The sequence below is a fragment of the Glutamicibacter sp. NPDC090743 genome (assembly GCF_044769125.1).
In the GTDB taxonomy this organism is placed as follows: Bacteria; Actinomycetota; Actinomycetes; order Actinomycetales; family Micrococcaceae; genus Glutamicibacter.
The window spans coordinates 115,349-135,545 of sequence record NZ_JBIVXE010000005.1; the positions used below are offsets into that span (position 1 = coordinate 115,349).

Sequence of the window (20,197 nt, forward strand, 5' to 3'; positions counted from 1 at the left end):
TTTGCCGAGTGCTTGGATATCAGCATCGCCCAAGTGCTCGGGCTTGTCCTTGGCATTGAGTGCAGGACCATTGGCTCCGCGTGCACAAGAGTGTCCTGCGCCTCAGCCGGCGCAGCGGTATTTGCCCGGGGTGGAACCGAATTCCTTGGAGAACATGCGGCTGAATCCGGCCGCATCGGCAATCCCGACCCGGGACCCGATGGCTTGGACGGGCAGTTCGGCCAGCAGCGGGTCGCGCAGCAGGCGCGCGGCCTCGCGCATCCGCAGATGGCGGATCAGGGCGGCAACACTGAGCGGCTGGTTCTCGAAAAGCGCGTGCAGGCTGCGCACGGACATGAAGTGGGCGGCAGCGATGCGTGCAGGTCCCAGGTCGGGATCATCCAGGTGCGCGCCGATGTAGCTGGTGGCCAATTCGCGCTGCCGCTCCTTGGCATCGCCATGGCACTCGGCGCCCAGCGCCCCGCCCAGGGCAGTTGCCAGCAGGTCCACGGTATTGCGCGCCAGCTGGTAGCCGCCGAATTCATCCCATTGGGACAGATTGGCGCCAAGATGGCGCAGCAGCGGGGCGACGGTTCCCGATAGCGGGTGGGTTTGCCTCAGGGCGACGGCGGTGAGCTGGCCGACCTGCTGCTGGGACAGGCGGAACAGACCATGGGGAACCAATGCGACGAGCACCGACGCCGGCTTTTCAAAGGCCAGGGTGTAGGGGCGCTGCGTGTCATAGATCGCCAGGTCCCCTGGCGCCAGCAGGGTCTCGCGACCGTCTTGGATCAGCAGCCCGTAGCCATCGAGCTGGTAGGAGACCTTGTAGAAATCCCCGTCGCCGCTGGAAGTCAGGTTCTCGGTTCGTTGCACTGCGTGGGGTTTGGCATGTATGCGCATCAAACCGATATCGCCGAGCATATTGGCACCCAGCGTGGCGGTGAAGTGGCCGCTGGAAATCTGCTCGCTTTGCAGCCTGACGAAGGCGTCGGAAATGAGCCGCGACCACGCGGTGAACGAATCGACGTGCTGAAGTTGGTACATGCTTGCCTCCCCATTGAAGCCCATCAACTGTGTCGGGCATCACGAATGAGAGTACGCCGAGCGAAGCGAAAAGTCACTATTTTCTTCGCGCGGAGAATATCCGCCTAGCTCTGGGGGTGCAGGCGGCGCAACGCATCCAGGCGGTATTGCAGCTGCGCTTCGAGCGACTCGGCAGTGTTGACAGCTTCATCGAGCACGCTGCTGGCCTGAGCGCCCATCAGGAAATTGATCATCGAGTCGCGGGCAACACGCGCCGCGGGATGCTCCGGACCCAGCAGCTGCCCAAGCCACTGGTCGATGAGCTCGCGCCACCGGTCCATGGTTTGCGCATTGACCGCAGCCAGCGCACGGTCCCCGAGGGCCAGATGCCAGAAGTGCACAGCAATGCGGGCTTCATTGCGCCGCAGCTCATCAAGCGGGAGCACTTCGCGCGAGAACGCCTCCAGCGCACCCAGCCCGGCTTGCCCCTGGCACATGCGGGCGATGCGCCGGTCGGTAGCCTCGGCCACGTAGCGGAACGTGGCAACCAGCAGCGAATCGCGCGTCGGGAAGTAGGGCTTGAAGGCGCCATTCGAATAGCCGGCTGCGGCCGCCAAGTCACGCAGATTCAGCTTCTCGATGCCTTCGCGGGCAATGAATCGCCAAGTGACTTCGACAATCTCCCGGCGACGCTGATCATGGTCCACGATTTTCGGCATGGTTCAAGATTAGCGAAAAACAATTTATTTCAGGCAAGGGCTTGCGTCACATTGACCCCGTCCGTATTCTCTACAACTAGAGAATAATAAATGTCGCAGATCACACTTCAGTGCCGAAGGAGCCAATCCCATGCCAATCACCACCACCACGGATTTCACCCTGCTCAGCGAAGCAGAGATTGCCACCGCCAAGGAATTGCTGGTCAGCCACCAGCTTTTCACCGAGAACACCCGCATCGCCTACATGGGCCTGGAGGATCCACGCGCTGACCGCCCCGGACGTTTTGTCCGCGTCATGCTCATGGACAAGCTGGCCAACTCACCCAAGGACGTCGTCCTGGACTTGGTCGGGCAGGCCGTGCACTCCCGCATCGACCTGGATCCGGCCAAGGTGGGGCAGATGCCCGTGCTGCTGGAGGAATTCGAAATGGTGGAGGCCATCCTGGTTGCCGATCCGCAGTGGGCGGCCGCTCTGGCCAAGCGCAACCTGACGCCAGAACAGGTGCGCGTTGCCCCGCTCTCCGCAGGAGTCTATGAGGACGAGTACCCGCAAGAAGCCGGGCGCCGCATCCTGCGCGGCCTGGCCTTCCGCCAGGATTTCGCCGAAGACTCCGCCTGGGCCCATCCCGTTGATGGACTGGTGGTTTACATTGACACCATCGCCGGAAAGATCGACCAGCTGCTGGACCTGGAAGTCATCCCGGTGCCCGAAACCCACGGCAACTACACGGATCCGGAACTCACTGGCCCGGTGCGCACCACCCAGAAGCCCATCGAGATCACCCAGCCTGAGGGCGCCAGCTTCACGGTCAGCGCAGGCAACCACGTCGAGTGGGAGAAATGGTCGCTGGATATCGGTTTCGACATGCGCGAAGGGCTGGTGCTCTACAAGATCGCCTTCAACGATCGGGGCACCGAACGCCGCATCCTGGATCGTGCGTCCATCGCGGAAATGGTAGTCCCCTACGGGGACCCTTCCCCGGTGCGCAGCTGGCAGAACTACTTCGACACCGGCGAGTACCTGATCGGGCGCCTGGCCAACTCGCTGGAGCTGGGCTGCGACTGCCTGGGCGAAATCCACTACATCTCCCCTGTGGTCATCGACGCCGATGGCAACGCGCAGAAGATCACCAACGGCATCTGCATGCACGAGGAAGACGCCTCGATCCTCTCCAAGCACGCCGATGACTGGTCAGGCGTGAAGTACACGCGCCGCAACCGCCGCCTGGTGATCAGCTTCTTCACGACCGTGGGCAACTACGACTACGGCTTCTACTGGTACCTGTACCTGGACGGCACCATCGAATTCGAGGCCAAGGCCACCGGCATCGTGTTCACCTCGGCCATGCTCGACGAGCGCTACTCCTCGGAAATGGCGCCTGGCCTGGGCGCGCCCTTCCACCAGCACATCTTCGGCGCCCGGCTGGACTTCGCCCTGGACGGCGGACCCAGCCGCGTCATCGAAGAAGAAGCCGTGCGCCTGCCCATCAGCAAGGAGAACCCCCGGGGCAACGCCTTCACCCGCAGCCACACGGTGCTGGCTACCGAGAAGCAGGCGGTACGCGATAGCAATCCGACCGCCGGCCGCACTTGGGTGGTGACCAACCCGGATTCGAAGAACTACCTCGGCAAGCCGGTGGGCTACAAGCTGATGTCCCAGGGACTGCCGACCCTGCTGGCCGCCGAAGGATCCTCCATCCATCGTCGCGCAGAATTCGCCTCCAAGGCCCTGTGGGTGACCAAGCGGGAGGACGGCCACCGCTATCCAACCGGTGACTTCGTGAACCAGAACCCGGGCGTTGACGGCATTGGCTCGTGGATCAAGGACGACAAGAACATCGACGGCGAGCAGATCAGCCTGTGGCACACCTTCGCGTTGACCCACTTCCCGCGGACCGAGGACTGGCCGATGATGCCTGTGGACACCGTTGGCTTCACCATCCGCCCCGAGGGCTTCTTCGACCGCTCCCCTGTCCTTGATGTTCCAGCCCCGGTCCAGCACGGCTGCTGCGCCACCAAGGAATCAGACGGTTGCTGTGGCAGCGGCGACTAGCCATGCGGCCAAGGTGCCGGCCGGACACATTGCCCTGGGAGCCGCGTCGCTGGGCCTGGCCGCAACCCACCTGCTGGTTCTGGTTCTGATGCCGCACTCCCTGTGGTGGAACCTGGCATTGCTTGCCATGACCTTGTGGTGCATCAAATGCTCCTGGTGCGTGCTGCGCGGCGGTTCTCCCCTGCGCCTGCTGGTGATGAGCGCGCTCATGGGCACCGCCCATGTGGCGATGGTGATCGGCATGCCGTGGTTTGGCGGCCATCACGCGTCCCACGCTGCGCACGGCGCCCAGCATGCACCTGTGATGCTGGCAGTTGCGGCCGCCGAATTCCTCCTGATGTTCGGCGCGGCTTGGCTCAGCCGCCATTTCCCGGGACGGGCGCATCAATTCACTAGCGGTAAACCGGTCGCGGTTCCCGCATGACCAGGCCCGGTCTTCGAAGCAGTGCTTTGCTGTTTCGAAGGCCGGGTTTCGGCTTGGCTTCGGGACCTTGACAACCCCGAGCGGCGCAGGCTTAGATGAGTAATGAATCACATTCAATTTGTATTCATCTTTCCGAGAAGAGGGATAGCCTTGGCCGCCGATTGGCACTCAACTGGCATCCCCGGTGCCCAGCAGACGGCAAAGCCGCACGGACCACTGGTCGTTCCCCTGCCTCGATAGCGCCTGCCGAACCCGCTACCTTCGAGGAAAGAACTAATGAACAGCACCAATGACCTGACTTTTGACAGGCATGAAGCCGAAGTCTCCCCCACCCTGATCTCCCGAGCATTGGCCGGCGCCAAGCGCACCAGCTACTGGCTGGATCATGAGCACCGCCCCGCACCCCACCCGGCGCTGCATGGCTCACTCACCGCCGACTTGCTGATTATCGGCGGCGGCTACACCGGATTGTGGACCGCGCTCCAAGCCAAGGAACAGAACCCCGGCCGAAAAGTTGTACTGATCGAGGGCCAGCGCTTGGGCTGGGCTGCTTCCGGGCGCAATGGCGGCTTCTGCGAAGCCTCCCTGGTCCACGGCGAGGCCAACGGAGAAAACCATCTGCCCAAGGAAAATGCGCTGCTTGCGGAATTGGGCAGGAAGAACCTCGACGAGTTCGAAGCGACGGTGCGCCGCTATGCGATGGACGTGGACTTCGTCCGCGAGGGCGCGCTCAGCGTGGCCACCGAACAGCATCAGATTGCGTGGGTGGCCGAGGAAGCTGAGGCACCGGGTGTCGACTACCTCGATGCCGGCGCGGTAAGGCAACTGGTCAATTCGCCAGACTTCCTGGCCGGCGCCCGTGACCATGATTCAACCGCGCTGGTCCACCCCGCCAAGCTGGTCTGGGAGCTTTCCCGCGTCTGCAGCGAATTAGGCGTCGAATTCTACGAGCATACCCACGCCGTGGAGATGAACAATGCCGGCACGCAGGTGCAGGTGCTGACCGCCGACGGGCAGATCACCGCCAAGCACGTGGCCCTGGCAACCAATGTTTTCCCGTCTCTGCTCAAGCGCCACCGCTCCCGCATTGTGCCGGTATACGACTACGCGCTGATGACTGAACCGCTCACTGCGCAGCAGCGCGCGGCCATCGGCTGGGATGGCATGGTGGGCTTGGCCGACCTGAACAACCGGTTCCACTATGCCCGCCCAACCACCGACGCCGAAGGGAACTTCCGCATTCTCTACGGCGGCTACGACGCGGTCTACCACTTCGGGGGCAAGGTCCGCTCCAGCTACGACACCAACCAGCAGACCTTCGAGAAGCTCGCCGCGCATTTCTTCGGCAGCTTCCCGGACCTCTCACAGGTGAAGTTCTCCCATGCATGGGGTGGCGCCATTGATACCTGCTCCCGCTTCTTCTCCTTCTTCGATCTGGCCTACGGCGGCAAGGTGGCCTACTGTGCAGGCTTCACCGGCCTCGGTGTCGGCGCGACCCGTTTCGGTGCAAGGGTCATGCTGGATCTGCTCTCGGGCCAGAAGACCGAGCTGACCGAATTGGAACTGGTGCGTACCAAGCCGATCCCATTCCCGCCGGAACCTGCCGCATGGGTGGGCGTGAACCTGATGACAAGCCAGCTGGTCAAGGCCGATCGCAATCGAGGCGAGCGCTCGGCCTTCTTGAAGCTGATGGATAAGATCGGAATGGGGTTCGATTCCTGATGCCTGGAAGAATACTTCAAGCCGGCATCGTCCAAGCCGATGCCCTTGAGGTCAAGCATGTTGCCATCGGCGACGAGCAGGTGGTCGCCGGTCAGGCATCCGCAACCGCAGGCTACCGCGAGCTGGGCACCCTCGGGGATGCAGGAATCGGCGTCTGGGAGATGTCCCGCGGCGCCATGCAGGATATTGAAGCGGACGAGTACTTCGTGGTGCTTGCCGGGTGCGCGACGGTGCAGATTCTGGAAGCCGACGGTTTCGGCGCCCAAGAACTGGTGCTGGTTCCAGGCAGCGTTGTCCGGCTTCATGCGGGCATGAGAACCCGTTGGATCGTCACCGAAACCCTGCGCAAGATCTATTTCACCCTCTGAATCCCCCTAGGAGAATTCACATGGCCTACTACGATAGTTCCCTTGGACACCAGTTCATCAATGGCCAGCAGGTCCGCGGGCACGGCCCGGTGCTGGAGCGCGCGAATCCAGCCACCGGAAAGAAGCTGCTGGACGTGGATACCGCGACCGGCGAGCAGGTTGACCAGGCGGTGCAGGCGGCCGCCGGCGCCTTCAAGGCCTGGTCCAGGCTGACCCCGGGCGAACGGGCCGACCACCTGCTGGCATTCGCTCGCGAACTGGAAAAGCATGCCGATGAAATCGCCGTCCTGGAAACCGCTCAGACCGGCAAGAGCATCCGCATGTCGACCCAATTCGATGTGCCCGGTTCCATCGACAACGTGAATTTCTTTGCTGGCGCTGCACGCAATTTGCAGGGATTGGCCGCCGGGGACTATGCGGGCAACACCACCTCGATGGTTCGCCGTGAAGCTATCGGCGTGATCGGTTCGATCAGCCCGTGGAACTACCCGCTGCAGATGGCTGCGTGGAAGGTCCTGCCAGCGATTGCCGCCGGCAATACGATTGTGCTCAAGCCCAGCGAGCTGACCCCGGGCACCTCGGTGCTCTTTGCCCAGGCCGCCAAGGATGCCGGTTTGCCGGACGGCGTGATCAATATTGTCGTTGGCGACGGGCCCAGCGTTGGTTCGCCCCTAGTGCGCCACAAGCTGGTGAAGATGACTTCGTTCACCGGTTCTACCGCCGTGGGCCTGAAGATCATGTCCATGGCGGCCGAGACCGGTACCCGGGTTCATCTTGAACTCGGCGGCAAGGCGCCGATGGTGGTCTTCGATGATGCCGATATCGAAGCTGCCGCACATGGTGCGGTGGCCGGCTCGACGATCAATTCCGGACAGGATTGCACCGCCGCCACGCGCGCGTACGTGCATTCCTCGGTCTTCGAGAAGTTCACCAGCAAGGTGGCCGAACTGATGGAGGCCATGGTGGTGGGAGATCCAACCGATCCCGATACCGACATGGGTTCGATGATCAGCGAGGCCCACCTGCAGAAGGTTTCCTCGATGGTTGAGCGTGCCAAGGATGCCGGAGCAACGGTGCTTGCCGGAGGCAAGCAGCTTCCGGGCGATGGCTGGTTCTACCGCCCTACCCTGGTGGTGGGAGCTGCCCAGGATTCAGAGATCGTGCAGCAGGAAGTCTTCGGCCCGGTCCTGGTGGCGTTGGCGTTCGATACCGATGACGAGGCCATCGAATTGGCCAATGACACCCCGTATGGCCTGGCGGCGAGCGCATGGACCAAGAACGTTGACCGCGCGATGCGTGCCAGCGCCGAAATCCAGGCCGGTTGCGTGTGGATCAACGAGCATATCCTGATCGTTTCCGACATGCCGCATGGAGGCTACAAGGCTTCGGGGATGGGCAAGGACATGAGCCAGTATTCCTTCGATGAGTACACCAATGTCAAGCATGTGATGATCTCCCATGATCCCGCGGCCCATCGCGAATGGCAGGATACGGTCTTCAAGCAGCGCTAGGCCCAGAAGGCTAGAGGCTCGAAAGCAGCTGGCTCAGTTTCTTCGTAGCCACCCCGGGTTCTGTGGTGGCAAAGAAGTACTGGGCCAGCTGTTTTTGCGCCCCGGCAACCGAGGACGCGGCAAGATCCGCAACCCGCTGCGCCAGCCCGTTGGCGTTGCCCAGCCGCTGGTCCAATGGCAACCCTGAATGGAGCTTGCTTTGGGGGTCTCCGGCCAGCAACAGCGGGATGTTGAGCGCTACCGCGTCATAGGCCATCGCCGAGGTGTCGCAGATGGCCACATCCGCCCAGACCAAGGACTGCGCCGCGTCGCTGAGCGCATCCACGGTGGCAGCGTAGTTGCTTTTCAGGCTGACCACGGCCTTTTTTGCCTCTGCGGACACATCACCGGTCTTCGGATGAGGACGGAAACGCACTTCGAAACGCTCATCGTTGCTCAGCTGGGCCAGAATTCTCTCGCCCAAAGTAGCCACCGAGGAGTACGCCATGGCTTGCGAGTCGCCCTCCCAAGTCGGTGCGTAGAGAACCCGGATCTTCTCCGAAGGGCCGGGCAATTCCAGGTCATCGAGCTGCGGGCGTCCGATCTGCACCAGATGCGATGGGTCGAAACGAGAGATGTTCTCGGTGATGCGCTCTACCGCGGCAGCACCAGCCACGCAGGCGAAATCGTAGGCTTTGAGCTGGTTGGAGACCATGGAGGCCTTTTCGCTCTCACCGTGGTTCAGGTGGATATGCGCCGGTCCGTTGAAGCGCAGCATTGTGAAGTTCCGCTGGGCGTTGTTCACGTAGTTGATGGATTTGGTATTCCACTCGCGCAGCTTATTCTCGATCTGCTCCATGGAACGCGAGAACAATATCGGCAGGTTCGATTCTGCCAGCGCGTGTCGTGCGCTTAGTGCGTCCATGAGCACCACGCCGACGTTGAGCCCCTGGGCAGCCAGGCGCTCGAAGGTACCCAGCCAGACTCCGAGCTGGTAGAACTGCCCGGGCCCCTCGGCGAAGAAAAGCACATGGTCGGCTTGCTCGATTCCCCGGTCCGAGTGAGCGATCTCCGCTCGAACAGACCGCTCCGCAATGAGGGAGCGTGCTTTACCTGTCGCTTGCGTTATCTGGGAAGAGAACAATGCCATGCATTTAGTTTACGTAGGTTTAGCCGTTGATTGCGGAAGCCAAGTCGGAAATGTTGGATTCCATCCATTCGAGGTAGCTGGAATCATCCTGAATGGTTTCTGCAAAGTCGACTACAGGTACCTGTCCCCGCTCAGCGTTCTTCTTCAGCGCCTTGGTTTCGCTGCCTTCGGTCTGCACGTTGTAGGCAAGCATGTCAGCGTCGCCAGCAACGAGCTTGTCTTCAGCCTTCTTCATGGTCATCGGCGCAATGCCCTCGCCCTCTTCGATGGCTTCGCTCAGCCCTTCAGGAGTGGTGTTCTCCATGCCGGCTGCTTCCAGCAAGTGGAATGGAACCGGCTCGGTCATCATGAAGCTCTTGCCATCCAGCTTGGCGGTTTCGAGCTGGGCTTCGAGTTTCCCGATCCCTTCGTTGAAGGCTGCTGCGTTCTGCTTGTACTGATCCGCGTTGGCGGTATCGACCTTGGCGAAGGACTCGGCCAGTGCATCAGCAAGTTCACCCATGGAATCCAGGTCGTACCAGATGTGCTCGTTGTAGCCCGCGTGGTCGTGGCCCTCATGGCCGCCCTCATCAGCGTGCTGCGCATGCTCCTCGGCGCTTTCGCCCTCATGCCCGGCCTCTTCGGATTCCGCAGCTACCGGCGAGGAGTCCACAGCGTGAATGAGCGTGATCTCTCCAGACTTGCCTTCCGGTAGCGAAGAAACGAGAGAGTCCATGAATTGGTCATATCCGCCGCCATTGGCAAGGACCAGGTCCGCGCTGGAGATCGCAAGCTTGTCGCGTGCGGTTGGCTCATAGGAGTGCGGATCCTGTGCGGCCGAAGTGATGATCTCGCTGACCTCCACGCTATCTCCGCCAATGGCACGGGCGATCTGTCCGTAGACGTTCGTCGTGGCCACTACGCTGATCTCTGCAGATTCCGCTTCGTTCGATTCGCTTCCTGTGGCGCTACCGCATCCGGCAAGGATCAGTCCGGCAGCGGGCAGGGCGACGGCAGCTGCGAGCAGCGAGCGGTAGTTCTTCATGGTGGTCTCCATCTAAATCGGATCGCTATTGAGAACTATTCTACATTACATATGAGAATGGTTCGCACCTAGGAGTCGGAGCTTACACTCTGCAAAGCCCGCTTGCCGTGGGCACCGCCGGTGCCGGTAGCTTTCACCACCATCACTGCAATGGCGGTGGTTACCGGGATCGCCAATACCAATCCGATGGAACCAATCAGGATTCGGATGACCTCTTCAGCCATGGCGCCGGAGCCGAGGGTGACCCCGAAGCTCTGGTTGCTCAGCGCCGCAATGGCCAGCACCGGCAGGGCCGCACCGGCGTAGGCGAAGGCGATGGTGTATACGGTCGAAGCGATATGGTCCCGGCCGATGCGCATGCCGCGGAAGAACAGTTCCCTGGCCGAGGCCTTGGGCGTGCTCTCTGCCAGTTCCCAGACGGTTGCCGACTGCGTAATTGTCACGTCATTGAGCACACCCATGCCGCCAACCAGCACGCCGCAGATCAGCAAGCCGGGCAGGGAAATTTGCGGGGCCACCGTCGATAGGGTGATTGCCGATTCATCGTTGGCTCCAGTCAAAGCGGCCGCATCGGTCAACCAAAGCACCATCGCCGCGGTCACCGCTAGGCCAAAGAGCGTTCCCAGCAGCGCTGTGGATGTTTTCGCGTTCAGCCCATGGGCGAAATACAACGCGACAAACATGATGGCGGTAGAACCGGTGAGTCCCACCAGGACCGGATTGCCGCCTTCAAGCAAGGCCGGAACCATGAAGATGATCATGAAGGCGATGCCACCGACCAAGCCGATCATCGCCCGCGTGCCGCGCCATCCGGCGACCAGCACCACGACCACGCCATAGGCGATGGCCAGCAGTGCCATGGGCAAAGTGCGCACGAAGTCAACGAATACGTACGGGCTGCCGCTGGTGGTGTCCACCGCGGAGAGATCAAGGTATCGAATGCTGTCGCCCGCGCGCGCATCACGTGATTGCAGCATTTCCGGTGGGATTTCCAATTGGATCTCCGCGCCACCGGATTCGGGCATCACGTAGGTGACTTGGCATTCGAGAACCTTGCCACCAACTTCTTCCAACCCTTGGGAAGACGGGCAGTCCTGGACTGTGCTGCGCGTGACAGTGCCCACTTCCATCGTTGCGCCACCGGTAGTGTCCATGGCTCCGTTCAGGGCAAACTTGTCGTAGTTGCCTTGCGGCCACAACAAGATGACCATGACCAGGGCCAGGGCGCCGATAGGCGCAAGCAGCGCCCACAAGATGATCGAGGCACGCCGCCGGCGCCGGGGATCCTGCAAAATCGGTTCGTCATGGTGATGATGGCCCACGTGGTGCTGCTCCAAATCAAAGAAGGCGAATCGTTCTTTCCAAGTGTAAGAGCTAGCCCCTTGGAGTTTGCCTTGGATGCCGACCGCGTTGCGAAGAGCTGGTCCTGGATATTCAAAAGGATGACCCGATAAATCCTCCGTAAGGTTCATACCTTCAAACACTGCGGAACGGGAGAATTGAGCCATGAGCTTGCCAATGAACCAGCCACCCTTGCCGCAAGGCGCCGAGGGTGAGATGAACTATTCGTTCCATCGCCTAATGAGACGCAGTGAGAACTACCGCTGGTGGAGACCGCTGGCGTTCACCGGCATCGGCATTGGCTTCTACGGCGCGGCATTGCTCATCGCCATACTGGCGATGTTCATTGCACTGATCATGAACCCGCTGACGTGGGCTGCGGAGAATCCAGATGAGGCTCCCGATCAGTTCCTCATGGATCCAACCCTGAACATGGCCACGGCGACGGACTTCTCGATGACCATGGTCTCCCTGATCATCATGATCCCGGCGGTCTACCTCGCCTACTTGCTCATCGGGCCCAAGCCTGTCGGCTTGCTGATATCGGTCGCCGGCAAATTGCGCTGGCGCTGGTTCGGCCTGACGTTGGGTGCCAGCGCCATCTTGTTCGCAGTGTATTTCGGGCTGAGTTTCGGGTTGGGCGCCTTGGGCATTGACGAGTCCGAACCCGTGCCGGCGAGCAGCCTGCCGGCCGATCCGCTGTTCTATGCCCTGCTGGTGATCCTCTTGACGCCCTTCCAGTGCGCAGCTGAAGAGCTTGTTTTCCGTGGCGCGTTCATGCAGGTCATCGGCAGCTGGCTGAAGCATCCACTGTTCGCCATCCTGCTCCCAGTTCCCTTCTTCACCATCGGCCATCTCTACGATGTCTGGGGGCTTCTCGATGTGGCGGCGTTCGCTATCGCGGCAGGCTATCTGACCTGGCGCACCGGTGGCCTTGAAGCAGCGATGGCGATGCACATCATCAACAACACCTTCTTGTTCCTGCTCGGTGCAATGGGCGTAGTTGATCTGAACGCCACGGAATCCAACCCGCTCTCGCTGGTCTTCTCGGTGTGCTTCATGGCCCTATTGACCTTCGTGCTGGTGAAGCTGGCAGACAGGCAAGGCATTGCGCGTACGGCAGGCCCGATTCCAGCAGCAGAGCGCCGTCCGATGCTGCAGCCTTGGCAGATGAACCAGCCACCGGTTCACCCTAACCAGGCCTACTGGGCTCCTCCGGCCTATCAGCCTGGACAGCAGCAGAACTCCGATCACGGTTCAGATGTTTCCCCACCGGCTCCCCCGGCAGCCGGCTCGTCAGATCGCTAGGCACCAGATAGCTGGAACGCAAAAAACGATCCGCGCAGGATTTCCTGTGCGGATCGTTTCATTTAGTGAACTGTTCAGGATTTGGCCCAGCGCAGCAAGGCTGCGATTCCTGCACCGCCAGGAATCACCGAATCCGGTACATAGCGAATGCTGGCATCGGTCAGCGCGGTGGCCCGCAGGAGCACTTCTGGCGCCGGCCATTCCCCGACGACCAGCTCTGCATGGTCATCTCCGTCCTGATGGGCAATCCATGGTTCGGCGCTCAAGGCGCGAAGGGTATGCTCGCTTTGGTACTGTCCAACCAGCACCATTTCGGCTTGCGCCGATTGGAGCGCAGTGACAACTTCATCGAGTCCGACAGCAAGCTGCGCTTTGCCGTTGCCGGACTGCGCAGCGATCTTCGATTCCAATTCAGCCAGGGACTTGGCTTTCACTTCCTCAACAAGCTTGGTGATTTGGGCATCGACTTGCTTGGTGTCCGCACCCCCGGTGCGCGTATGCGAGTCGATGACTTCTACATAGTCTTTGAGCGCCACGGGTACTGCCCCGAGCACCAGTTCACGAGCCTTGATGTCGCCCGAAAGAATGATCAGGCGGACGTAGTTCTCGTTGGACATTTCACTGATCAGCTCGGCAACTTCGTCAGCGTTTCGACGAGCCATCTCATCGGCGGCGGCCTGCGCCTTGGGCTGGTCGTATTCCCCGGGCACCTTGCGTGCATGGTGGATTTCCTCGGGCAACCCGACGATGCCACGGCTGCCCAGGCGTTCAGGTGACGCCGTATTGTAGAGGTGCACCTCGCCTCCGTCCTTGCTGACTTCAGCTACGAGGTAGGAGAACGATCCGCCACGGGCGCGGGCCAGCGCCGTGAAGTTCGGGAACGGACCCACATCAACCGATGAAGTTTGGACCTTGAGGCCTGGGATGACTTCGTTCAGGACGATTTCGCCGTCATGAACAGCTACGAACCGTGCTACTGGTGCTCGCAGTCCCTGGGCTGGCTCCAGTGCGCCGATCAGTGCTTGGACATCGCTGGGCTGCGCCTGCTGGCTCTTGAGCAGCTTGGCTACCTCGTCCGGAAGCCGGTCTGCTGCTTCCTGGGCAGCAGTGGTTCCCAACGATGCATCCACGAGAGCTGTGCTCCACGAGCCGTTTCTCCGATAGAGCGAAGCGTCGATTCCATTAGAATCCGCGCGTAGTGCCATGCTGACTCCCTTCCGCACGCGACCCTTGGCCGCGGTGCGACTAGATCCGTGGCACTAACCTAACATCACTATTCAGTGGCTGGAAGAGGTAACCAGAAACTATGTCGTTGTTTGGATGAAATCAGCATGGCAACTTGCGTTTACCAGCGGCCGCGCCAGTATTGGGCGGGGAATGCCATCGGTGCACCCAATTCCTGCGCCGAACGGTTAGCCCACTGCGGATCGCCCAGTGCAGCGCGCCCAACGCAGACGCCGTCCGCTTGCCCGGTCACGACGATCTGCTCTGCCTGCATCGGCTCGGTGATGACGCCGACCGCGGTAACGAAGGCATCCTGGGGCAGCGCTTCCTTCACTGCCTGAGCCAACGGCACTTGGTAGCCCGGACCAGACGGTCCGTTGAACTTGCCAATTCCTGCACTGGAGAGGTCGAAGTGGCGCACACCGTAGCCGTAGAGTTCCTTGGCGATCCGAACGGTGTCAGCAATGCTCCATCCATCGTCCACCCAGTCTTCTCCGGAGAAGCGAATGCCCAGGGCCTTGTTTTCCGGCCACACGGCAGCCACTGCCTCGATGACTTCACGCAGGTATCGAGTGCGGTTCTCGAAGCTGCCACCGTATTCGTCGGTGCGCTTATTGGTCAGCGGCGACAGGAATTGGTGCACCAGGTAGCCATGCGCGGCATGGATCTGGATCAGGTCGAATCCGGCCGCGTCGGCACGCTTGGCCGCATCAGCCCAGTCCTGCACCGATGCCTCGATCTGTTCCACGCTCATCGCGGTAGCTGGCTTCAGCCCGTAGAGCTCGCTGGGCGAGGAAGTGAAGGTTTCCCAGCCGCCATCTTCCGCGCTGATGCTGCCGGATTTTCCAGCTTCTTCAAGATCCTTGAGCCAGCCATAGGTCGATGCCTTGGCTCCGGCGTGCGCCAGCTGCACGCCGGCGGCTGCCCCATGGGCGCGGATGTATCGGGCAATCGGTTTCCAGGCTTCGGCCTGCTCGTCATTCCACAGGCCGGTATCGCGATCCGAGATCCTGCCTTCAGCTGCCACCGCAGTTGCTTCGGCGATCACCAAGGAGTATCCGCCATGGGCCATGGAACCCAGGTGAGCCAAGTGCCAGGTCGTTGGAACGCCGTCGCGTTTTTCCACGGAATACTGGCACATCGGCGGAAGCACGACGCGGTTGCGAAGCTTCAGGCCTTCTCCGCTTCTGGCCGGGACAGTAAATTCAGTAAAGAGCTTGCTATGAGGCATACCTGTTACGACGCTGGGATGCGCGAATTTATTCCGCGCACCCCAGTGCAGCTGCAGGCTATCCAAGAATCAGCACGGCCACCGACAGGTAGACGATCAGCCCGGCGGCATCCACGAAGGTTGAAATGAAGGGGTTGGAAAATACCGCAGGATCAACCTTGAAGAATTTACCGATGATCGGCATCACCCCGCCGACAGCGGCAGCAATGCTGCACAGCGCCACCAGGCTGATGCCTATCACCAATCCGATACGCAGTTCGAAAATGCTCCCGGCCACCACCAGCGCTATGGCGCCCAGGCACAGTCCCAGGACCGCTCCGATTCGCACCTCGCGCATCAGCACCCGCCAGAAGTCGCTTCCCCGCACATCCCCCATGGCCAGCGCACGGGTGACAGTGGTCGCCGCCTGGTTGCCGGTGTTCCCGCCAATGCCCACGATCAAGGGGATGAACAAGCTGAGCACCACCATCGACTCCAGTGTCTGCTCGAAACTGGACAGCACCTTGACCGTCAAGGTGGCGCCGATAGCCAGGACCAGCAGCCAGATGATGCGCGCCTTCACCAGGTGGCGCAATGGCGTCCCCAAGTAAGGGCGGAAGAGCGGATCCGTTCCGGAGCCGTACGCGGAGCGGCGCTCTTCGGCATCCTCAAGGATCCCGATCGCCATGGGCAAGGTCAGCACTCCCAGCAGGCGATCTTCCCGATCAAGCACCGGGAGCATCCCTGCCTTCCGATCCACCACCACCCGTGCCGCGCTCGTCTCCGGCTCGCAGGCCTGGACGACCGGGCTCTGGGTGCACAGTTCTCCGATCGTTGTCCCGGCCGGCTCGGTGAGCAGCTCGCTGAGCTTGATGGTGCCAAGCAGCCGGCGTTCATCATCGATCACCAGGATGAGCTGCGCGTTCTCGCAGTTCCCGAGGCGTGCGCTGATGCGTTCCAGGGTTTCGGCCACAGACAGCTGCGGATGGGTGGCGATGAAATCCGGGGACATCGCCCTGCCGGCGCTTGCTTCCGGATAGCCCAGCAGGATTCCGGTTTCCTGGCGCTTGGCCTTCGGCAGCCCTGACAGCAGTTTCGTGGCCACGATCGCTGGCAGTTCATCGAACAGCGCTACCCGTCCCGCGGCGGGGAGCTGGGCGAAGGCATCGATGACGGTCTGCGACTGCAGCGCCCGCACCAGGTCGGCTTGCACCGGGGCGTCGAGTTCCCGGAAAACCAGTACCGCGGCCTGCTTGTCCAGCAGCCGGTAGGCCAGGGCAGCCTCCGTGGCATCCAGTGCTTCGAGGTGCTCAATGGTCTGGGCGATGTGCAGACCGCCCAGCAACCCTGCCGCGAGCTGGAATTCTGCGTGATTGAGATGGGAGCGCAAGGCTCGCGAAATAGTAGAGAAGTCTACCTTTTCTGGAGAAAACATGATTTTGGTCCAAATGGTTCATTTGGCGCGTGAATACAAGCCTGCCAGCAACTTCTCACCGCTCAATCACCCCATGAATACAGGGAGATAAATCAGTCAGTATTTGCGTGCAGGACCAGGCGCCGGTGACATGTACAAGAGTCACGAACTCGTTGGGATCCCATGGCAGGATGCTGCCAGATTCGGCTGATTCGGCTACGAGCGTCCGGGTGAGTTCGTGTGCATAGATCGACTAGAACTGTCTTCCACGACACTCACCTCCTCGAAACTGGTTTGCGCTAGCGCGCTTTGGGCCTAGTCCCAGTTCTATCAGCTATGGCTGGGAATTGCCGGACTTGGGGGCCAAGATCACATTTAAAAAGTTCGGGAGACCTGCAGTGCAGGCCTCCCGAACTGGGTCATGCGTTACTGGGAAATCAGCATTCCACCACGTTGACGGCCAGGCCGCCCATCGCAGTTTCCTTGTACTTGTCGCTCATGTCCTTGCCGGTTTCGCGCATGGTGATAATGACTTCATCCAAGGTGACGTGATGTTCGCCGTCGCCCATCAGCGCCATCTTCGCCGCGTTCACTGCCTTGGAAGCAGCGATGGCGTTGCGTTCGATGCAAGGGATCTGGACCAGTCCGCCGATCGGGTCGCAGGTCAGGCCAAGGTTGTGTTCCATGGCGATTTCCGCTGCGTTCTCTACCTGCGCTGGGGTGCCGCCAAGAATTTCGGCCAGGCCGCCAGCAGCCATCGATGATGCCGAACCGACTTCGCCCTGGCAGCCGACTTCGGCGCCGGAGATCGATGCCTGCTCCTTATACAGCACGCCGACGGCACCAGCGGTGAGCAGGAAGCGTACGACAGCGTCGTGCTTTTCCTCCTCATTCCAGTACTTTGCGCCCGGTGCGTAGTGGGTGGCGTAGAACAGCACGGCCGGGATGATGCCCGCTGCGCCGTTGGTTGGAGCGGTGACCACGCGTCCGCCGGAGGCGTTCTCCTCATTGACGGCCAGCGCAACGAGGTTGATCCATTCCTGCCAGTAGACCGGATCCCGGTCCTTGTCTTCCTTGCGCAGGCGTTCATGCCATTCGGGCGCACGGCGGCGAACCTTCAGGCCGCCGGGCAGCACACCGGTGCGTTCCAGCGCGGAATCCTTGCAGTCTTCCATCACTTCGTAGATGTGGACCAGGCCGTTGCGGATCTCGTCGCGGGACCGGTAGGCCATTTCGTTGGCCATCATGATGTCGGCAATGGACAGGCCGGTTTCCTTCACATGTTCCAGCAGCTTGGCTGCCGTGGTGAAGGGATAGGGCTGCTTGTTCAGCTTCTCTTCGAGGTTCTTCTCGATGCGGTCTTCGGCGCCTTCGCGCACGATGAAGCCGCCGCCTACGGAGAAGAAGGTCTCGTTGGCGATTTCGTTGCCGTCAGCGTCGAGGGCAATGAACTTCACGCCGTTGGTGTGGCGTGGCAGTACGGTGAGCGGATGCTGGATCATGTCTTCGACCTTGTAGTTCAGGTCCTTGCGCTGATCAAGCTGTTCGGCCAGGTGGAGGATTCCAGTGGCTTCCATGTCCGCCAGGCGGTCATCGACCTGTGATGGCAGCACGGTTTCAGGTTCGAAGCCTTCAAGCCCCAGCATGATGGCAGTGAAGGTGCCGTGGCCGCGTCCGGTAGCGGCCAGGGATCCGTAGACATCAACACGGATATTTTCCAGTGCGTCCAGTTGGCCTTCTCGGATTACTTGGGCAATGAATGCGTGTGCTGCACGCATTGGTCCCACGGTATGGCTGGAAGACGGTCCGATGCCAACCGAGAAAAGATCGAATACGCTAACCGCCATAGCGGGTCACATCCTTAGAACTTGGGTAATCCGAGAGCTTCTGCCCCGGATCTGTGGAGTGTGGTTCCAGAGGCGTGCGGCCACCGCACGTACCGTGCAGCGCCTGGACCTCTGGATGTTGAAAGACCGCGGGCCCGAAAAGCGAGTATTTCCACCTTCCGGGCCCACATCCTAATCAGATGATGCTACTCGGAAACCTTAGCCAGTTCCGGGTACAGCGGGTGGGCCGCGGCAAGCTTCAGAACACGATCCTTCAGCTCCGGCAACACCGCCGCATTACCCTCAGCACCAGCAATCAACGTCTGTGCAATGATCTCCGCAACCTCAGCGAACGCAGCCTCCGAGAAACCACGGGTAGCCAACGCCGGGGTACCAATACGCAACCCCGAAGTCACCATCGGCGGACGAGGATCAAACGGCACCGAATTGCGGTTCACCGTGATCTCCACCTGAGCCAAAAGATCCTCACCCTGCTGCCCATCCAACTCGCTATTACGCAAGTCAACGAGCACCATGTGAACATCCGTGCCACCAGTCAAAACGCTGATGCCCTTGGCAACAACATCTTCCTGGGTCAAGCGCTCAGCCAAAATACGCGCACCAGCCAAGGTCCGCTCCTGGCGCTCCTTGAACTCCGGCGACGCAGCAATCTTGAACGCCACCGCCTTGCCAGCAATCACGTGCTCCAACGGACCACCCTGCTGGCCAGGGAACACCGCCGAGTTCAGCTTCTTCGCGATCTCCGCATCATTCGAGAGAATAATGCCGCCACGAGGACCAGCAAGCGTCTTATGCGTCGTGGAAGTCACCACGTGAGCGTGCGGGACCGGCGAAGGATGCAACCCGGTAGCCACCAGGCCAGCGAAGTGCGCCATATCCACGAACAGGTACGCGCCGACCTTGTCCGCGATTTCGCGGAAACGCTGGAAATCCAGCTGGCGCGGGTACGCCGACCAGCCAGCAACAATCATCTTCGGCTGGTTCTCGATGGCAAGGCGCTCCACCTCGTCCATGTCCACTTCATAGGTTTCCTCGTCCACACCGTAAGGAACGATGTTGAACAAGCGGCCCGAGAAGTTCAGCTTCATGCCGTGGGTCAGGTGGCCACCGTGGTTCAGGTTCAGCCCCAGCACGGTATCGCCCGGACGCACCAGCGCGTGGTACACCGACGCGTTGGCCTGCGCACCGGAGTGAGGCTGCACATTAGCGAACTTCGCCCCGAACAGGTCCTTGAGCCGCTCGATCGCCAGCGTCTCGATGACATCAACTTCCTCGCAACCGCCGTAGTAGCGGCGGCCCGGGTAGCCCTCGGCATACTTGTTGGTCAGTACCGAACCCTGCGCCTGCATGATTGCCTGCGCAGTGTGGTTCTCAGAAGCGATCATTTCCAGGCCGCGCTGCTGGCGAGCCAGCTCAGCGTCAATACGCTGCGCGATCTCCGGGTCCAGCGAAGCCAGCGACTGGGTCAACGTTGCAGCGGCAACGGATTCAAAAGTCTGGTTGCTCATTACTCGACGTTTCCACCGTTCGCGCTTGCGTAGTCAGCTGCCGAAAGCAGCGGACCCTCTTCGGCGACCTCAACGGTGAACAGCCAGCCGGCACCGTATGGGTCTTCGTTCAGGATGCCTGGGTTGTCCACTGCCTCGTCGTTGATGGCAACGATGGTGCCGGTCACTGGCGAGTACAGGTCGGAAACCGACTTGGTGGACTCGACTTCGCCACAGGTCTCGCCTGCGGTAACGGAGTCGCCGACCTCTGGCAGGTCGACGTAGACCACGTCGCCCAGGGCGTCGGCGGCAACCTGGGTGATGCCGATCTTTGCTGGGGACGATGCATCGATCCACTCGTGTTCGGCCGAGTAGCGCAATGACGAAAGAACTTTACTCACGGTATTTCCT

At 61.1% G+C, this 20,197-nt stretch carries 17 protein-coding genes; 6 read left to right on the plus strand and 11 right to left on the minus strand.

The features are described from left to right. Positions 1-102: 102 nt before the first annotated feature. A complete protein-coding gene (locus ACIQTS_RS11485; protein WP_332503671.1) occupies positions 103-1,026 on the minus strand; it encodes a helix-turn-helix domain-containing protein in 924 nt (307 codons plus the stop codon). Positions 1,027-1,130: 104 nt separating this feature from the next. Beyond that, the gene (locus ACIQTS_RS11490; protein WP_105657060.1) at positions 1,131-1,724 is read right to left on the minus strand and encodes a TetR/AcrR family transcriptional regulator; all 594 of its coding nucleotides are present in this window, start codon (positions 1,722-1,724) and stop codon (positions 1,131-1,133) included. 130 nt (positions 1,725-1,854) lie between these two features. On the opposite strand from ACIQTS_RS11490, the gene ACIQTS_RS11495 reads away from it, so the two are divergent. From ACIQTS_RS11495 to ACIQTS_RS11515, 5 genes are all read left to right on the plus strand, one after another. Next, complete coding sequence (locus ACIQTS_RS11495) at positions 1,855-3,777, plus strand: primary-amine oxidase (RefSeq protein ID WP_402473438.1); 1,923 nt, start codon at positions 1,855-1,857, stop codon at positions 3,775-3,777. Then, on the plus strand, positions 3,761-4,201 hold the full coding sequence (locus tag ACIQTS_RS11500; protein WP_402473440.1) for a hypothetical protein: 441 nt from the start codon (positions 3,761-3,763) through the stop codon (positions 4,199-4,201). The genes ACIQTS_RS11495 and ACIQTS_RS11500 overlap by 17 nt, the downstream gene beginning before the upstream one ends. Positions 4,202-4,477: 276 nt before the next feature. Continuing rightward, positions 4,478-5,923 carry an NAD(P)/FAD-dependent oxidoreductase gene (locus ACIQTS_RS11505; RefSeq protein WP_402473442.1) on the plus strand — a complete coding sequence of 482 codons (1,446 nt, stop codon included), beginning with the start codon at positions 4,478-4,480 and terminating at the stop codon, positions 5,921-5,923. Then, the gene (locus ACIQTS_RS11510; protein WP_365943150.1) at positions 5,923-6,291 is read left to right on the plus strand and encodes a cupin domain-containing protein; all 369 of its coding nucleotides are present in this window, start codon (positions 5,923-5,925) and stop codon (positions 6,289-6,291) included. The genes ACIQTS_RS11505 and ACIQTS_RS11510 overlap by 1 nt, the downstream gene beginning before the upstream one ends. Before the next feature lie 20 nt (positions 6,292-6,311). Beyond that, entirely contained in the window at positions 6,312-7,802 is a 1,491-nt protein-coding gene (locus ACIQTS_RS11515) for a gamma-aminobutyraldehyde dehydrogenase (protein WP_365943149.1), read from the plus strand. Between the two features lie 10 nt (positions 7,803-7,812). Here ACIQTS_RS11515 and ACIQTS_RS11520 read toward each other — a convergent pair whose 3' ends face one another. The 3 genes from ACIQTS_RS11520 to ACIQTS_RS11530 form a co-directional block, all read right to left on the minus strand. Beyond that, complete coding sequence (locus ACIQTS_RS11520; protein WP_402473444.1) at positions 7,813-8,931, minus strand: CDP-glycerol glycerophosphotransferase family protein; 1,119 nt, start codon at positions 8,929-8,931, stop codon at positions 7,813-7,815. Positions 8,932-8,950: 19 nt separating this feature from the next. Then, positions 8,951-9,955, minus strand: coding sequence for a metal ABC transporter solute-binding protein, Zn/Mn family (locus ACIQTS_RS11525; RefSeq protein ID WP_402473446.1), 1,005 nt, complete (start codon positions 9,953-9,955; stop codon positions 8,951-8,953). A 68-nt stretch (positions 9,956-10,023) separates the two neighbouring features. Beyond that, on the minus strand, positions 10,024-11,277 hold the full coding sequence (locus ACIQTS_RS11530; RefSeq protein ID WP_332485868.1) for a YibE/F family protein: 1,254 nt from the start codon (positions 11,275-11,277) through the stop codon (positions 10,024-10,026). Positions 11,278-11,536: 259 nt separating this feature from the next. Here ACIQTS_RS11530 and ACIQTS_RS11535 point away from each other — a divergent pair, with 259 nt between their 5' ends. Next, complete coding sequence (locus ACIQTS_RS11535) at positions 11,537-12,604, plus strand: lysostaphin resistance A-like protein (RefSeq protein WP_402473448.1); 1,068 nt, start codon at positions 11,537-11,539, stop codon at positions 12,602-12,604. Positions 12,605-12,678: 74 nt separating this feature from the next. Here ACIQTS_RS11535 and ACIQTS_RS11540 read toward each other — a convergent pair whose 3' ends face one another. From ACIQTS_RS11540 to gcvH, 6 genes are all read right to left on the minus strand, one after another. Further along, positions 12,679-13,809 carry a hypothetical protein gene (locus ACIQTS_RS11540; RefSeq protein WP_286134138.1) on the minus strand — a complete coding sequence of 377 codons (1,131 nt, stop codon included), beginning with the start codon at positions 13,807-13,809 and terminating at the stop codon, positions 12,679-12,681. Between the two features lie 140 nt (positions 13,810-13,949). After that, complete coding sequence (locus ACIQTS_RS11545; protein ID WP_402473450.1) at positions 13,950-15,059, minus strand: NADH:flavin oxidoreductase/NADH oxidase; 1,110 nt, start codon at positions 15,057-15,059, stop codon at positions 13,950-13,952. Positions 15,060-15,117: 58 nt separating this feature from the next. Beyond that, positions 15,118-16,473 (minus strand): magnesium transporter, encoded by a 1,356-nt coding sequence (gene mgtE, locus ACIQTS_RS11550; protein WP_402473451.1) that lies wholly within the window; start codon positions 16,471-16,473, stop codon positions 15,118-15,120. Positions 16,474-16,889: 416 nt separating this feature from the next. Beyond that, positions 16,890-18,299: an L-serine ammonia-lyase gene (locus tag ACIQTS_RS11555; RefSeq protein ID WP_105657073.1), complete on the minus strand. Its 1,410-nt coding sequence runs from the start codon at positions 18,297-18,299 to the stop codon at positions 16,890-16,892. A gap of 185 nt (positions 18,300-18,484) precedes the next feature. Further along, complete coding sequence (gene glyA, locus ACIQTS_RS11560) at positions 18,485-19,807, minus strand: serine hydroxymethyltransferase (RefSeq protein ID WP_402473454.1); 1,323 nt, start codon at positions 19,805-19,807, stop codon at positions 18,485-18,487. Next, complete coding sequence (gene gcvH, locus ACIQTS_RS11565; RefSeq protein ID WP_105659073.1) at positions 19,807-20,187, minus strand: glycine cleavage system protein GcvH; 381 nt, start codon at positions 20,185-20,187, stop codon at positions 19,807-19,809. The genes glyA and gcvH overlap by 1 nt, the downstream gene beginning before the upstream one ends. Positions 20,188-20,197: the final 10 nt, after the last annotated feature.

Bases quoted from the DNA above. Each gene is read 5' to 3' on its own strand.
- ACIQTS_RS11535 (WP_402473448.1), top strand. From the start codon at position 11,537: ATGAGACGCAGTGAGAACTACCGCTGGTGGAGACCGCTGGCGTTCACC.
- ACIQTS_RS11485 (WP_332503671.1), bottom strand. From the start codon at position 1,026: ATGTACCAACTTCAGCACGTCGATTCGTTCACCGCGTGGTCGCGGCTC.
- ACIQTS_RS11515 (WP_365943149.1), top strand. From the start codon at position 6,312: ATGGCCTACTACGATAGTTCCCTTGGACACCAGTTCATCAATGGCCAG.
- ACIQTS_RS11520 (WP_402473444.1), bottom strand. From the start codon at position 8,931: ATGGCATTGTTCTCTTCCCAGATAACGCAAGCGACAGGTAAAGCACGC.
- mgtE (WP_402473451.1), bottom strand. From the start codon at position 16,473: ATGTTTTCTCCAGAAAAGGTAGACTTCTCTACTATTTCGCGAGCCTTG.
- ACIQTS_RS11540 (WP_286134138.1), bottom strand. From the start codon at position 13,809: ATGGCACTACGCGCGGATTCTAATGGAATCGACGCTTCGCTCTATCGG.
- ACIQTS_RS11505 (WP_402473442.1), top strand. From the start codon at position 4,478: ATGAACAGCACCAATGACCTGACTTTTGACAGGCATGAAGCCGAAGTC.
- ACIQTS_RS11555 (WP_105657073.1), bottom strand. From the start codon at position 18,299: ATGGCGGTTAGCGTATTCGATCTTTTCTCGGTTGGCATCGGACCGTCT.
- ACIQTS_RS11545 (WP_402473450.1), bottom strand. From the start codon at position 15,059: ATGCCTCATAGCAAGCTCTTTACTGAATTTACTGTCCCGGCCAGAAGC.
- ACIQTS_RS11490 (WP_105657060.1), bottom strand. From the start codon at position 1,724: ATGCCGAAAATCGTGGACCATGATCAGCGTCGCCGGGAGATTGTCGAA.
- glyA (WP_402473454.1), bottom strand. From the start codon at position 19,807: ATGAGCAACCAGACTTTTGAATCCGTTGCCGCTGCAACGTTGACCCAG.
- ACIQTS_RS11495 (WP_402473438.1), top strand. From the start codon at position 1,855: ATGCCAATCACCACCACCACGGATTTCACCCTGCTCAGCGAAGCAGAG.
- ACIQTS_RS11510 (WP_365943150.1), top strand. From the start codon at position 5,923: ATGCCTGGAAGAATACTTCAAGCCGGCATCGTCCAAGCCGATGCCCTT.
- ACIQTS_RS11525 (WP_402473446.1), bottom strand. From the start codon at position 9,955: ATGAAGAACTACCGCTCGCTGCTCGCAGCTGCCGTCGCCCTGCCCGCT.